The organism is Ruminococcus sp. RTP21484sp1_RTP21281st1_A8_RTP21281_210402 (assembly GCF_040914025.1).
Lineage (GTDB): Bacteria > Bacillota > Clostridia > Lachnospirales > Lachnospiraceae > Blautia_A > Blautia_A faecis.
The window spans coordinates 11,059-26,546 of the sequence record NZ_JBCPGE010000058.1; the positions used below are offsets into that span (position 1 = coordinate 11,059).

Below are 15,488 nucleotides of genomic sequence, written 5' to 3' on the forward strand. Positions count from 1 at the left end.
CACTGTTTGCAGTCTGGGCTGCTGTACCAGCAGAACTTCCTGCTGCTTCTGTCTCCTTGCTGTCGGCCACCTCTGCACTGTCTGCTTCTGTTGAATCACTACTTGCAGAATCCTCACCTGTACTCTCTGCTTCTGCAGCTGTGTCATCTGCCTCTGCACTGTCTTCTTCAGCGGAATCAGTACTTGCAGAATCTTCACTTGTATCTTCTGCTTCCGTGCTGTCAGGCTCTTCCTTGGCATCAGCATTGTCTGCGGCAGCTTCTGTCTTGGTATTCTCTTCCGTCTTTGTATCATTTGTGCCACCACAACCAGCCATTAAACCAGCCACCAGAACGGCTCCCATTACCTGTAATAAAACTTTTTTCTTCATTTTTTTACTCCCTTTATTTTTCTGGTATAACTTCATTTACCTGGAGCATGTTTGAAATAAATATTCTGCCAAATGTGCCGGAATCATTTTTCAAACACGCTCTGGTCGTGTTATCAACTATTATAGCATAGTTCCGCAATAAAACAGAAACACTTTCTTAATATTGCCTGTAAAAATTTAAAGTTTTACTGTTTCCACCATTCACAGCAACACGCTTCGCAGAATGTTACCAGTGAACAGCAGCATTAAATCACTTAATTTTTATATTTTGTTCCAAATCATAAAATTCGTTCTGATATACAACATAAATCTCATAATCATCCGCTTCCATTCCCTGCAGCGGTACCGGAATGTTCTCATAGAACTGCAGGTAAGATTTCGTATGAAGACGGATGTCTGTAGTGTCATACACATAAGTATTTTTCTTTCCGTGAAAAATGATCTGGGAAATCTGGTGATCGTAAGCTCCTGCATAAAGCACCTGCCCGGTAAGATGTAATGTAATCTCGCCGTCTTCCAGTACCTGTTCCGGCTTCTTCTGCCAGAAGAACCAGGTCGCTTCTACAGGCTGATATAATTCTCCCATAATATAGTTGTCTTTTATTTCCATGACTGCTGCCAGATCATTCCAGTCAATTCTCATCTCTGATGCGCGGTAATAATAGCTTTTGATGCTGAACTGATTGATCAGCTCTTCTGTATCATAGTCAAACTCATAGTTCATTCCTCTTCGTTTATCTTCAGAATCCTTCACATGACCGCACATGCCGAAAATATGATTACTGTCAGCATCATAAATAGCAGAAGAAGTAATGGTAGACCATACAGTAGGAATCTTTTTAATCTGCTTTACTGTCTTTTCTGCTTCATTTACAGCATAAACCAACAGATAAGATTCTTTTTCACCATCAAAGTATTGCAATACATCGGACTTTCGTACTTTTACATAATGATTATCAAACATACTGACTTCTATTGTCTGGTCATCTCCATCCAGATCTGTTTCCATCTGGTAGGCAGTATGCTGCTGGAACTGATAAACAAAATCTCCTTCCGGCTGAAGCACATATTTCTCATATTCTGTGCCTTCCCAGAATCTCGGATCGCAGAGTATCCACTGGATTTCCTTTGTCGTCCAGTTCAATTTGACCACAGATTCCAGATTTCGCGGACTGATCACAATGGTATCTGTCTCCGACTGATAAGACACTGTGTTTAAATGGGTCCAGTCAACCCGGTCCTCATATTTCCCGCTAAAAATGTCTTCCATTATCAATTCATTTACAACTTCTCCGGTCTGTCTGTCAATTTCCTGGATTTTGTCCTCAATGTGTCCTTCCAGGGAACTGGTCAGGACCAGAAGATTTCCATCCGGCTCTTTTTCGATTACTTCATGGTGATTTCCACCCGCCACATAGTACATGGTGTAGGCGCGTCCCAGATAATCCATCTCATAGAGATTGGTTGTCTGCGGTTTGGCCTGGGATGGCATAAAAGCTTCATTGGAGGCAACTATCATCCTGCTATTTGACAGCATATAAATTCCAGAAGTAAATTCTCCGCTCATGTACCAACGGATATCTCCCATACAGTCATAAGCAAATGGGAAGGTTGTCCGCTGTCCATATACCATAGTCAGTTCAAAGGCAGATTCACCGCTTGTTTTCACCGGTTTCACAGCATCATCCAGTTTATCCGGAAGTTCATCCGTTGTAATAGTGATTTCCTGGGAATCTGTAACCTTGCCTGATTTATCCAGAAGCTCCAGAACAACTGTATTTTCCATTGCCGGGTAAAGACCGATCACCGGGATTCTGTGTGAAGCAGCAGATTCCACTTCTCCGCTGATATCTGCGGCTTCCGTTTTTCCCTTGACCGTAAAACGCACCGCACACTCTTCTTTTGTGTCGAAAATAATCACCGCTGTCAATGGAGAAACCTGATAAGGATTCTGGATCACCATAGGCTCCTCCCAGCTGTATCCATTCTCCAGCTCAGCCTGCAGCTGCTGGTCGATTTCATAAGAGGATGCTATACGTGTGGTTTCTTTTGGAATGTCTGTTTCGATCTCATTTGCAGAACCGTCATTCTCAGTTATGTAAACCGGATTCTCCAGATTCATGGAAGCATTCAATTCCTGGTCATAATATCCATATTTTTTCCTTCTTTTTTCCTGAACAGAATACGGAATCTCCTGACCAGTAAGCTTCATATATGTATTATAGATTCCACGGCGCTTTTTCCAGCATAAAGCGGCAAACAGCACAGCTAAAATTAAAAATATAATAAATACTGCAATTTTTGTTTTTTTATTCCACTTTCTCATTTTCCCAAATCCCTGATTTCCGGAAGCTGAAGCCAGAACAGCACTCCGTTCTCCATATTTTTAGCTCCGCAGCTTCCTTTATGTTTATCCACAATCTTTCGGACCACAAAAAGTCCAAGACCAATGTTACGTACTTCATTCTCAGATGTGACTGGTTTCTTCTTCTGGGAAGTTGTGTAAAAGCTGTCCCAGATATGCTCCATCTGCTCTTCTTTAATCTGCGCTCCATCGTTGTAGACTTCCATACGTATCTGCTTTTTCTCTTTCTTCAGAGTAATCCGGATCCGCTTTCCCTGCTCTGTGTGCTGAAACGCATTCATCAGATAATTGTTTACTGCTCTTTCCAGATACATGCGGTTTCCGTATGCGAAACAGTTCTTTTCGATTTCCTGTTCCACTTTGATCTCGTTTTTGCGGAACATAGCATCATATCGAAGAAGCAGATATTCTATCATTTCTGATACATTTACACGGCTCATTTCCATGGAACTCATCTGATTGTCCAACATGGAAAAATCAAGGAGTTCTCCTACCATTCTGGACATTTTGTCCAGCTCCTCGTGAATGGAAGAATAATAGTAGGAACGATCAATCTTATCTCCTGCGATTTCCAGCATTTCCACCTGGCTGGACACTACTGCAAGAGGTGTTTTTAATTCATGGGAAATATTCGCCACAAATTCTCTCTGGCTTTCCAGAAGCTGATAGTCAGACTGCTTTGCTTTTTTCTCGGTACTTGCTTTACTCATTTTTTCCAGGAAATAGCTTAATCCCACCATCAGAAGCAAAACAACCGCCAGATATAATCTGGTTCCCTCAATCACTTCCAGAACTGACTGAACATCTTTTCGCAGGTAAACATAGAATGTATGTCCATCCTGTATAATCTTCCCACGAAACATCAGAATATGCCTGGATTCCATGCGACGCTGTTCCAGGGTTCCTTCTTCTGTGTACTGGGCAATTTTGTTTTCTATGTACTTACGGGCATGCGTGGTCTTCAGAGATGATCTGGACGTATAAATCTGCTCATAATTTTCATTCGCAATTACAGTCTCAAATTTTTCTTTCTGATAATCACCAAGTGTTTCTTCGTCGTCCTCGCTAAGTTCCTCAAGATCCATGTCATGGATATCTTCATACAGCTGACGCATGATTCTGGCCTTTGATGAAGTATATATGGGATAACAGCACACGCTATACAGCATGACTGCCACCGCAAAGGCAATAATCTGAATCCACAGAGCTTTCCCAGCTCTCCAGAAATTTTTTTTAATTTTCATGGATGTCCTCCCCGAAGATGTAGCCCACGCCGTAAACAGTCCGGATATAATTGCAGCCTTCTCCCATTTTTTTCCGCAGCTGCTTCACCAGAGTATCAATGGTCCGCACATCACCTGTATAATCGTATTCCCACACCGCATTCAGTATGGTATCTCTTGGCAGAACAATTCCCGAATGCTCCATGAAGTAAACCATCAGATCAAATTCCTTCCTGGTGGTGGGGATATGCTGCCCTTTGTAAAATAAAAGCTGTGCATTTACATCTGCCTGCAGATCGTTGTATTCCACCATAGTCCGCAGCTTCCCGGCACGCTTCAGCACCGCCTCAATGTGCATTTTCACAAGTGCCAGAGTAAAGGGCTTGGTGATATAATCATCTGCACCTTTCTCAAATCCGCTCATCTGGTCTGCCACTGCCGACCTTGCAGACAAAATAATAACCGGAACCTCCGATATTTTCCTGATCTCTTTCAATACGGTATATCCGGAAATATCCGGCAGCATAAGATCCAGAAGGATCAGATCCACCTTCTGCTTATTCTGGCAAAAATATTCCAGGGCTTTGTTCCCGGTCAGTGCTGTCTCTACTTCATAGTTCTGAATCCTCAGAAAGTCAGAAATCGTCTGTGCTAATTTCGGTTCATCCTCTACAACAAGAATCTCTATTTTTTTCACGGCTCTTTCCTCTCTCTTAAAGCCTGTCGCTAGAACGTGTCTGAAAAAGGCTTTCTGTATTTCAAACAGGCTTCAATGCTCTGTAAATCGTTGCGGTTTCCTATCAGACAGAAGCCACAATTTACTTTAATATAGTATCATGTGATTTTGATGGAAATATGAGAAAATAAGTTTTCTTTCGGCGCAGAAAAAACGAAAATGCCACAAAATCACCATTTCCTGTGACTTTGCGGCATTTTTTCTTAAGCAACCACTTCCAGATTCTGTTTTCTCATTACTCCCTAAAGGACTTCTATCTGGCAGGCTTTCATCGCTTCCAGCGCCCGCTCATGGCTCTCCGGCGTCACTCCGGCGCAGCAAAGAGAATCTACCATGATCGGTACCTCCGGCAAAAATGCTTTCAGCAGCATAGCGTTGGAAATCACGCAGATATCTGTGCAAAGCCCGACCAGTGTAATGCTGTCAATGGTCTCTGATTTATTAAATTCTTTCAGAACTTTTCCCAGGGTTTCGCTGCCAAAGGTTGGCTTGTCAATGGGTCCGGACTCCAGAAGCTCTGCGATCTCCTCCCGGATCTCCCAGCCGTATGTGCCGCGGATGCAGTGCTCTACAGGAAGCATTCTGCCCTCCTGGGTCTGCAGATAATCCCCGCTGTGAGTATCCCTGGTCGCCAGCACAAGACCATTGAAATTCTTCACTCTGTCCACCACATTAGGCACAATCGCTTCCGCCTCCGGTGTTCCAAGCGCTCCGTCAATAAAATCATTCTGCATATCAATCACAACTAAAATATCCATATTTTCCCCCGTACTTCATATGTTTTCTGACACAATTTTTCTCAACTCAGCCCAAACGCCACATATTTTTGTAAAGCTTATTTAGATTAACTATACCACTTTATTAGAATTTCGTATACCGAAACGGTCAGATTTGTGAAAGATTTTAAAAAATACCTTCCATATAAATTTTCCAACCATTATGAATAATAATGTTTTGATGAATCTCTTCGCATATAGTATAATACAATTAACAACCACAAAAATTTAACACCACTCACATACAAGGAGAATTACCATGACCAAGGAGAAATCCCCTGCCCGCCAGGGACCAAGATACATTTTCTATTTTCTGATGCTCGCCATTCTTGGATGGTTCATTTTCATGCAGTTTTTCGGTGCTGATGAAAGAACTGTCAGTGGAAACTCTCCGTCCCTCCTCTATCCCGGAACCTTTACCTGGGAAAAGTCTGACGGCACCACTGAAGAAATCACAGTTCCCGGTTCCTATGATGTTCCCGCAGGCGAAACCATGGTCATCACATCTACCCTTCCGGCAGATTTTGATGCCTCATCTATAGCGATTCGTTCCTCCTTGCAGGACATAAACATCTACATAGACGGCACCTTAAGAGAGCAGTACAGCACCAGTAAAACCCGTCTGATTGGGAAAAATTCCGCCAGCCGTTTCATTTTCTGCTCCACCTCCCATGAAGATGCCGGAAAGGAGCTCCGCATTGAACTGACCACCTACACCTCCAACTATTCCGGTGTTGTGAACCAGATTTTCTGCGGAGATAAAGCTGACATCTGGCAGCTGATCTTTAACCATTACGGACAGGCCACTTACATCGCATTTTTTACCCTGTTTTCAGGACTGACTACCATCCTTTTCAGCCTTACCCTTGGTTTTGTGTACCACACAAGCTTTGACATGGAATATCTTGGCTGGTGTATGATAATGGGAGCAACCTGGATGCTGGGTGAGTCCAAGATCCGCCAGCTGCTGATCCCAAACTCATCTGCCCTGGCTTCCTTATGCTTCGTTATGATTCTTCTTGGACCGATTCCCCTTCTGCTTTATGCAGACAATATACAGAATGGGCTTCACCGCAGACTTTATCATATTGTAATCGGAATCTCCCTGCTGGATTTTACAGTCTGCTCTATTCTGGCCATAGCAAATATTGCAGACTACATTGAAACCCTCCCCCTGGGGCAGATCATACTGATAGGTACATTCCTGATGGTGTTTATCCATCTCTGCCTCTACATCCGCCACAGAAAAAAAGCCTCAGACCATCTTCTGCTCCTGGCTCATTTGCTCGTTTTGCTTTGCGTTGCTGCTGAATGTGTCTCTGTATATTTTGTCACATCCCTGTCCGGTCTTTTTATCGGCATTGGAATGCTCATTCTGCTGTTTGTCAACATTGTCCGGACTCTCCGAAGCATTCAGCATATAGAGAATGCGCGCCAGCAGCTGGAGCTGGAACACAAACAGAAGCAGACAGAGAACCTTTCCCTGCAAATGATGCAGACTTTGTCCACCACCATCGAGGCTAAAGACGAATACACCCGCGGACATTCCTACCGGGTGGCAGAATATGCCGCACTTATTGCCGCCGAGCTTGGATAGTCTTCAGAGGAAATCCAGCAGTTAAAGCATGCCGCTTACCTTCATGATATTGGAAAAATTGGTATTCCGGATCTGATCTTAAACAAGCCCTCCAGACTTACAGATGACGAGTATAATCTGATAAAAAAACATACCGTCATCGGTGCAGAAATACTGAAGGATATTACCTTTGTCCCTCATATTGTTGAAGTGGCCAGAAATCATCACGAACGGTATGATGGAAATGGATATCCAGACGGGCTTTCCGGTGTCGAAATTCCCATTCATGCACGCATCACCGCAATGGCAGACAGCTATGATGCCATGAATTCCCGCAGAATTTACCGAAATGCACTTCCTCCGGAAATGATCCGGGAGGAAATCAGTAAGAACCGCGGAAAACAGTTTGATCCGGAAATTACAGATGTATTTTTAAAGCTATTAGATGAAAAGCGTGTTGTTCTCCACAATATCCGCACACAGGAAATAACAGCTCCACCAGCGGCTGACCACACCATTAACAAATTCATTTCAGAAGTAGTCAGCACCATAAAGAACCAGGAGGATTCAAAGAATTATGATTTCCTGACCGGTCTTCCTATGAGAAGCCTTGGAGAGCGGCTTATTGCAGAATTCATGCAAGAACATAACGGCTGTCTTATTTTCCTTGATATGGATAATCTGAAAAAAATCAATGACGTTTATGGACACATGGCCGGTGACCGCGCCTTAAGGAATCTGGGAACCCTGCTTTCACGCTATACAGCCAACGGTATTGCCTGTCGTCTTGGTGGAGATGAATTTCTTCTGTTTCTGCCAGACATAAGTGCTGAAAATGTGTCGAAACTAACGACACGGCTTTTCCACCACTTCCATTCCATCGCAGAAGCTGATCCTGAAATCAAAGATGCTGCTCTGTCTGCCGGTTTGTATATGTGCACTACCAGCGATACCTTTGCAGACTGTTATTCCAAAGCAGATAAGGCATTATACAATGTAAAGCAAAATGGTAAAAATCACTTTTCCTTTTATCATCAGATCAGTCATTCCTCTTCCGATTCACCAGGTACTGCCAGGGATCTTCAGCAGGTGGCAGACGCGCTTCGCAAAAGTGGCAGCTATGCAGGTGCTCTTGAACTGAATTACCGGGATTTTTCCAGACAGTATGAATATATGCAACAGCTCATTATCCGAAGCGGAAGCCGCTGCTACCTGGTAATGCTCACACTGGAAGCCACTTCGGACACTCCCGCTCATATTGAAGAAATTGAGCAGACACTTTCCCATATGGAACAGGCTATCCAAAACACCATCCGGCGTGTGGATATCTGTACCAGATACAGTTCCATGCAGTATCTGATCATCCTGTTTCAGCCGGTTGAATCTCAGATTCCCAATATTATGGAACGTATTTTTATGCAATACTATAGAAAGGCAAAAAGCACTAACTTTCTGCCCACATATAAATATCTGTCTATGGCAGAAAATAATATGGATACAAATCAAAAATAAAAGCTTCTGACAGATACAGGATTTTTCAGTCCTGTGTCTGATTCAGAAGCTTTTATTTTTGGGGGATGACCATATCACTTTGAATATTTCTCTACTTTTTCCTCATACTCTTCCTGACTTGTTATCTCATGCTTCACAATATGCCCATGGTTCTTTTTCTTTGCAGTCAGATTCCTGCCAGGTCTTGGTGCATACTGATCCTCCGGAATCTCCAACGCATTTGCCACTGCATGAATAACCCCATTGCTGCTGTAGGTTGCTCCACTTACTGCATCTACATTCAGACTCTGCTCAGCCTTCATCTGTTCGATTACAGCTGGTGCTGCCCTGAAAAAGTATTCCTCTGTATCACAATAGGAAAGAATGGAAATATCCGTTACCTTCTGTTTTTCAACTGTAACCTGAACCTCCACATCCCCTCGAAATGCATCGGCCGAGCCGGTATAAATGCCATCTGTCAGATTCTGAAAACGTCCAGCCTCTATAAAGGATTGCTTATCTTCAGATTCTTCCTGTTCAGGTTTCTTCCCTTCACCTTCGTCATTTCCCAGTGCTTTATTCACAGCTTCAATCAAGCCGTTACTGCTGTAAGTCGCTCCGGAAACTGCATCTACATCTGTATTCTGCCTGCTGATCATCTCCTGGAAAATCCTGTTTTTCGCTCTCTCCATATAAGACTTATCATCTGCATAATCATCCAGTACAAGCTCCGTTATCTTCCCATCGGCAACCTTTACCGTAACCGTCACCTTGCCTCTGTAGCCCTCACCGGTTCCTGTGTAAATACCATTCTGAAAGTTACCTCCAGCATCATTTTCTGCCGTTTTTTTCACTGAATCTGCCGTTTTCTCTTTAGCCAGATTTCCTGCTATAAGGAGCTGTGACACCATGATGGTAGCACAGGTAACGCCCACTCCGATCAGCACTCCATATCTGCTTCTAAAGTGCACATTTCCTTTCGGACACCAGCTTACACACTTCTGACAGTTGATACATTCTCCTCCGGCAATCCTGTCTTTCTTCGTAAGATCCATTCCCATGGGGCATTTCGAGGTACATAAACGACACTTTCCGCACCCTTCCCGCGGCTTATCAATTTTCAGGAAAGACGCCCGTGAAATCAGTGAATAAATTGCTCCCATAGGGCAAAAATATCTGCAGAAAAATCTTTGCACAAACAGTGAGCCGATAAAGATCACAAGAAGCAGAATTCCTCCAACAGAAAGCAAAGGCTTCAGTCCCGGCCAGTGACCAAATGAAACATACTGCCCAAACACCTGCCACGGGCCGGTTGTTTTCACAGCTGTTACGCCACTCCATACGAATATTATAAAGTAAAAAAGCACTGCATACTTGGCAAATCTGAATATCCGGTCAGCCTTTTTCAGATTTCTTTTTCCCGGAAATAATGCCCGCAATCTATGTGATCCAAGCCATAGCAAATCCTGCACTGCCCCAAAGCTGCAGAAAAATCCGCAGAAAAACCTTCCCACAAGTACTGTTGCCGGCACAGTTGCCACCAGCATCCATACGGAATACTTCACACTTTCCCAGGAAATATTTCCCTTATATATGCAGGAAACAATATTTCCCACAGCTGCGAATTCCCCTTCAAATAAGCCCGGAATTAAAGCAAAGGACAATATCTGGATAACCACTTTGATCCAGTTGATTTTCTTATTTTTCAGAAAGTTTTTTCTGTTCATTCTTTATACTCCTTAGAGCGAGTCTGAAAAAGACTCTAATACAAGTCTTCGATTGTAAGCAGCACCGCATTTTCTCGCGCCGCCCTTTCCTTTACTGACTCTGTGAAACCAGATTTGCTAAAAAACATAAGATACTTTTCCTCTGCATTTTTAAACATTTCTGCAGCCATAACCAGGTCATCATACTCTTCCATAGGCATTGGTTTATTTCGAAACTTACATTCACAGAGCAACACTTTCTTTCCCGTTTTATCAAACGCAAGTATATCAACATCATCCTGCGCTTTTATCAATGGATTATTCCCCCACCATTTTCCCATTTTATATGGAATAAACGGAAGTTTCTTCGCAGGAAAGCTCCAGGCCCAGCATGGAATAATAATTCTGATTTGTAAAAAGGAATCTGTACCAGAACTTATAATAATTATCTGTTATCTCATAAATCCCTTTTTTACTTGTTTCTGGCTCGGTACAGGGAACACACTTCTCAATTAATCGCAGAGTCTGCAATGTAAGCATATATTTGCTGCACTTGCTTTTCTCTTCATGAATTCGATCTGCAATCTCACGAATCTTATTACATCCATTGGAAATCGCCTCTAAAATGGAATTGTATACCGAAGGCTCTCTCAATTCAATCCTCAAAAGTGTCTGGGGTTCATCATTCAAAAAAGTCCCTTCCGTAAGCAGATTATTTTTTATATTTTCCTCCAGTGAAATCTCAGAGGAAAACGCCTCCAGATGTCATTGAAGGATTCGGTTCTGCCAGAAAAGGAAGTTCATCAATAATCAATACCAATTTTTCGTCTGAAATTTTTCCTGTAATATATTCAAATGCAGCTTCCCAATTTTGAAAAGAAGATATAAAAGAGCCTTCGAAAAATGTTTGCACCATCTTGGAAAAGTTCAGAAGATTCAAAGAATCATTCTTCTCTGTGCAGAAAAAAACAGGGCTTTATGTCTGCCGGCAAATTCTCTTAAGCAGCCTCCTCGTTGTCAAATCATAAGCGCCATAAGCAAAGTATACCGCTTGCAGTAGTATACTTATAAATAGTATATTTTATTCTGTGATATTTTCAATCGATTTTCCATATTATTTTAAGAAAATATGTTCGCCAGTTTCCATATCCTCTACATCCAGGTAAATTGCCCTGCACTTTTGGGGCAATTCTTCCATGTGCATAAGCTCAAGCCAGTTTTTGTTCCAGTCGGTGTGCCAGTGACCGAAATACCAGTGTTTGAAAGATCTGCCCTTCTTGTCGCCGCTGCCATCTGCAAGCATCTCATTAGTCTGGTTCAACTTGTCACATACCCATTGAAAATAGTTCTGAAGGGGTTCTTCTTCCCTGGCTACGTGGTAGCAGCCAAGCGTTCTCACTTGGTATAATGGGCAGGTGTATGTGATCGCATAGTCTACTTCATAATCTTCTGCTTCCAGATTCTTATTGGAATTGGCGTAATCAGAGTCTGTAGGAAGCTTTTTGGCCATCATCGCAATGTAGTCTCCATTTTTTCTGCAGCTGGTAATAATTACTCTCTTTTCTTCATATACATTGTTTTGCGTCCTGCGCCAGTTCGTATTATAGCACCCTCATCAACCAGTTTTTTTAATGCTGATTCTACTGAGGAACTTCCAAGACTAGGACATGCAACCAGTGCATCATGTTTCGAAAACTTTCCGAGCGTGTTTTCTGAATATGTCTTTACAACATCATATGCCTTGCTTTTTTTTCCTGTTTTTTCAGCTAATACTATTCTTGCCTCAAACTCTCTATAGCACGATAGAATAATTCCTAACATATATTTAATAAATGGCTTGGGATCATTCTCTCCCTCATACCAGTTTTGATCCGCATTTTGCAAAACTTCATAATATGTTTCTTTTGTATCCGCAATAGCTTTTTCTATACTGATATACTGCCCAACAATATATCCACTTCGATATAGGAGCAATAATGTTAATAGTCTGCTCATTCGTCCATTTCCGTCATTGAAAGGATGAATACATAGAAAATCTAATATAAAATTAGGTATCAGAATGAGCGGATCTACAATACCATCCCCTATAGCTTTGTTATACTCATTGCAAAGTCGTTCTACTGCATCTGGGGTTTCGTAAGGTTCTAATGGCTTAAACAACACCACTTTCTCTCCATTTTCAAGCATCATATCAATCTCATTTGGAGTGGTCTTATATTTACCAGCATAAGAAAATGCAGTATGTTTTAACATCTCACCGTGAAGCTGCAAAATATAATTACTTCGAACAGGAATTGCTTCGTAAGCTTCATGGACAATATTTAGGACATTACGATATCCAAGTATTTCTTCTTCATCTCTATTCCTGGGCGTTGTTTTATCTTCCACAAGCTGTTTTAATCTTGCATTTGTTGTCACAATACCTTCTATCTGATTCGAACTTTCTGTACTCTGTATTTTCGCAATTTCAATCAGGCGATTAAGTTCAACGGGCTTTTGTCTTAGATACAGATCTTGTTTTCCTTTATACTCATGGATTTGTGCAACATATGCCAGAATCTCATTATCCCAGGTCCTTTCCTTAAGTTTGGAATAATCAAATACTCTCATTCCAACTCCTTTCTCCCAAGCTTCTTTTCTTTCTCCCAATATTGGCGCATTTTTGGGAGATATTCAAATATGTTGGGATAATAATATTATTGTCCTTTTTTCTTACCCTTTCAGCAACTGCACTGCCCCGCCACAGACCTTTTCGTGCACATATGCATCTCTGAATTTAATTTAAAGCTTATACTCTTCAATCATGCATTCATGTACTTTCGTTCTCTTATTATAATTCACTCCAACCAGAAGTGCATTTCCAGCATATTCTTCCAGACTTCTGCAATATTCTTTTCTTTTAATCTGGCTGATTGCCCCATCTGCACTCTTGTCCCATTTCAGTTCTACCACAAGTGCCGGTTTATCCTGAAATTTCTTACGTGGAATAAATGCTATATCCGCAAATCCCTTTCCACCTGCCAGTTCCCTGTGCATCGTGTAAAAATTCCTTGCAGCATATAAGGCAAGAGATATCGTATAACTCAAAGCATTTTCATCATTATACTGAATATGGGACGTTTCAAAATGAGCCAGCTGTATTCCTTCTGCAACCTGCTGTGGCCGTCTCTGCCAGATTGCATTTAACGTGTCAGCAGATTGCTTCAGCGCAATTGATACCTCCCCCCAGTCCGATGCAGCTACACTGTTAACATACTCATTTCGCACTTCATTATTCGGAATCTTCACCACCTTATTCTCCGAATCATAAGCCAGATAACCCAGATGAATCAACAATGTCAATACATCGTCCTCTGTCCGGAAGGTTATCATATCGTTAGTAAAACTTCCCGTATTAACCGGAATCCTTTCCCCTGCAATCATGCTCAAAACATCATCCTTCAGGCCATCAAAATTCATATCAATATAAACCTGCAAGGCCTCGAATGTTTCTGTCTGATTCCAGTAATTCTCTATTTTTCCAAAGAGCATACTGTTTACAACAGAGCGAGGACTATACACCGACGCCGCCATGGAAAATGAATATCCGTCATACCAGGCTTTTACCTCCTCCATATCCATCCTGTATTTATGGCACAGATATTCCACTTCCACCTCAGTAAAGCCCACATACGGTGCAAGAGGACCTGGATTTATCATGGAAAATTCATCAAACATATTTAATGCAGAATGGGTTCCATATTTCTTTATTGGCAAAATACCCGTCATATACGCTAAGTGAATACACGCCTTATCCTTCAGCAAATCTCTCAGGAAATCCAGGTATTTCTCCTGTGCTTCCTTATTCTGCCTGAACTCCCTGAAAATACAGTCCCACTCATCTATAATAACAACAAATGGACACTTCTCAGTCTCATAAATATCCTGCATGGATTCCACCAGATCTGTATCGTCAAAATAATCCACATCCGGATATTCTCGCTTCAGATCTCGCAAAACAAGTTTTTTTACCCGGTCAACCAGTACTTCGACACTATCGCTTCTACTCAGAAACTCCTGCATATTCAAAAAAATGGTATTATACTTATTTCTGTACTTTTCAAAATCAGGACTCTCGGATATCTCAAATTTGGAAAATATTTCTCTGGAATCACAGCCTCTGCTGTAATATGCCGTAAGCATATTCGCAGCCATGGATTTTCCAAACCTCCGTGGGCGGCTGACGCAGACATATCCCTGCAATGTATTCATTACCCGATTCGTGTATCCGATCAAACCAGTTTTATCTACATAGATTTCAGAATTTACACTTTTTTCAAAGCTCTCCATTCCCGGATTCAGATATCTGCCCATGATTACCTCCTGTGTCCTACCTCTGACTCTTATATGCTATTATAAGACAAGTTGAAATTTTCAACAACAGGAAACTTCATCAACTGCACCGCCCCTTCCACAGGTCTTTTCGTGCACATATGCACCTCCAGTTTCCCCTGACAGATACAGGAAAGAGCTTCCTTCAACATCGACAGATACCCCGAGGAAGCAGCCTTGGTCAAAATGGAGCCGGAAAGATATACCGGAATTTTCTCACCCCAAAAATGAAGTTCCCGAACTGCGGCATCGATGGAGTATGCCGCGCACTTTATCATCTGATCTGCAAGCGCCTGCGCCTCTGGATTAGAACGCTCGAGAAGTTCAAAAAAAAGCCGGATGATCTTACGATGCAGAATCTTACATTCTGTATTCTCCCCGTCTTTCAAATCTGACCATGAATTTATAAAATCGACCTTACTGCCAAGATTCATCACTTTCATATATTCCATTACAAACGGTGTACTAACATCCTTTAAAATCAGGTTTTCGTAAACCTTGCGATACATTTGCATCACAATCCAGTTTCCGCCCCCTGCGTCCCCTGACCATTCATCCATTCCGGCCAGTTTGATCCGGTTACCTGAAGAATCAATTGCCGCACAGCACATTCCTGTTCCACAATTAAGAGAAACTCCCCACGCAGCCGGGTTCTCGGCTGCAATGGGGAGATAGCCATCATTAATTGCAAGAAAACGGGAAATGCCAGCTAAAGAGAAACACGCATCAGCCTGCTGCTGATCCCTGGCAGTATCCAGCCCGGAAATACCAGCCGCTGCTGCCTCAATATCCGAAACTGATATGCCCCTTGTCAAGTAGACAGGTGAAATATCTAAAGGTAAGCGACAAAAATACCTACATTTCATTTTGGAGT

14 protein-coding genes and 1 pseudogene are annotated in these 15,488 nt (G+C 42.2%); 2 read left to right on the forward strand and 13 right to left on the reverse strand.

Translation table 11 applies throughout. The features are described 5' to 3' along the window. The 5 genes and pseudogenes from AB5170_RS19815 to AB5170_RS19835 form a co-directional block, all read right to left on the reverse strand. Positions 1-370: pseudogene (locus AB5170_RS19815) on the reverse strand (hypothetical protein); the annotation flags it as partial. 250 nt (positions 371-620) lie between these two features. Next, on the reverse strand, positions 621-2,696 hold the full coding sequence (locus AB5170_RS19820) for an aryl-sulfate sulfotransferase (protein WP_173717187.1): 2,076 nt from the start codon (positions 2,694-2,696) through the stop codon (positions 621-623). After that, positions 2,693-3,979, reverse strand: coding sequence for a cell wall metabolism sensor histidine kinase WalK (locus AB5170_RS19825; RefSeq protein WP_118577890.1), 1,287 nt, complete (start codon positions 3,977-3,979; stop codon positions 2,693-2,695). Before AB5170_RS19825 ends, AB5170_RS19820 begins: the two co-directional genes overlap by 4 nt. Then, the gene (locus AB5170_RS19830; protein WP_173717188.1) at positions 3,969-4,655 is read right to left on the reverse strand and encodes a response regulator transcription factor; all 687 of its coding nucleotides are present in this window, start codon (positions 4,653-4,655) and stop codon (positions 3,969-3,971) included. The genes AB5170_RS19825 and AB5170_RS19830 overlap by 11 nt, the downstream gene beginning before the upstream one ends. A gap of 281 nt (positions 4,656-4,936) precedes the next feature. Continuing rightward, positions 4,937-5,452, reverse strand: a complete 516-nt coding sequence (locus AB5170_RS19835; protein ID WP_148461342.1) for a cysteine hydrolase family protein — start codon at positions 5,450-5,452, stop codon at positions 4,937-4,939. Positions 5,453-5,729: 277 nt separating this feature from the next. Between AB5170_RS19835 and AB5170_RS19840 the strand changes: the two genes are divergently transcribed. Beyond that, a complete protein-coding gene (locus AB5170_RS19840) occupies positions 5,730-7,067 on the forward strand; it encodes a phosphohydrolase (protein WP_368361457.1) in 1,338 nt (445 codons plus the stop codon). A 12-nt stretch (positions 7,068-7,079) separates the two neighbouring features. Further along, positions 7,080-8,558: a diguanylate cyclase gene (locus tag AB5170_RS19845; RefSeq protein ID WP_368361461.1), complete on the forward strand. Its 1,479-nt coding sequence runs from the start codon at positions 7,080-7,082 to the stop codon at positions 8,556-8,558. Positions 8,559-8,632: 74 nt separating this feature from the next. Here AB5170_RS19845 and AB5170_RS19850 read toward each other — a convergent pair whose 3' ends face one another. The 8 genes from AB5170_RS19850 to AB5170_RS19885 form a co-directional block, all read right to left on the reverse strand. Next, on the reverse strand, positions 8,633-10,264 hold the full coding sequence (locus AB5170_RS19850) for an FMN-binding protein (RefSeq protein WP_368361458.1): 1,632 nt from the start codon (positions 10,262-10,264) through the stop codon (positions 8,633-8,635). Between the two features lie 35 nt (positions 10,265-10,299). Then, positions 10,300-10,557: a restriction endonuclease gene (locus tag AB5170_RS19855; RefSeq protein WP_173770566.1), complete on the reverse strand. Its 258-nt coding sequence runs from the start codon at positions 10,555-10,557 to the stop codon at positions 10,300-10,302. Between the two features lie 28 nt (positions 10,558-10,585). Beyond that, complete coding sequence (locus AB5170_RS19860; protein WP_173717191.1) at positions 10,586-10,933, reverse strand: ATP-binding protein; 348 nt, start codon at positions 10,931-10,933, stop codon at positions 10,586-10,588. Positions 10,934-10,985: 52 nt separating this feature from the next. Then, positions 10,986-11,183 carry a hypothetical protein gene (locus AB5170_RS19865; RefSeq protein WP_227200161.1) on the reverse strand — a complete coding sequence of 66 codons (198 nt, stop codon included), beginning with the start codon at positions 11,181-11,183 and terminating at the stop codon, positions 10,986-10,988. A gap of 174 nt (positions 11,184-11,357) precedes the next feature. Then, a complete protein-coding gene (locus AB5170_RS19870; RefSeq protein ID WP_173717996.1) occupies positions 11,358-11,756 on the reverse strand; it encodes a hypothetical protein in 399 nt (132 codons plus the stop codon). Between the two features lie 38 nt (positions 11,757-11,794). Next, on the reverse strand, positions 11,795-12,853 hold the full coding sequence (locus AB5170_RS19875) for a Fic family protein (protein ID WP_173717194.1): 1,059 nt from the start codon (positions 12,851-12,853) through the stop codon (positions 11,795-11,797). A gap of 171 nt (positions 12,854-13,024) precedes the next feature. Beyond that, complete coding sequence (locus AB5170_RS19880) at positions 13,025-14,596, reverse strand: AAA family ATPase (protein WP_368361459.1); 1,572 nt, start codon at positions 14,594-14,596, stop codon at positions 13,025-13,027. 29 nt (positions 14,597-14,625) lie between these two features. Further along, positions 14,626-15,488: hypothetical protein (locus AB5170_RS19885; protein WP_368361460.1), on the reverse strand; the 863-nt coding region annotated here is incomplete at its 5' end.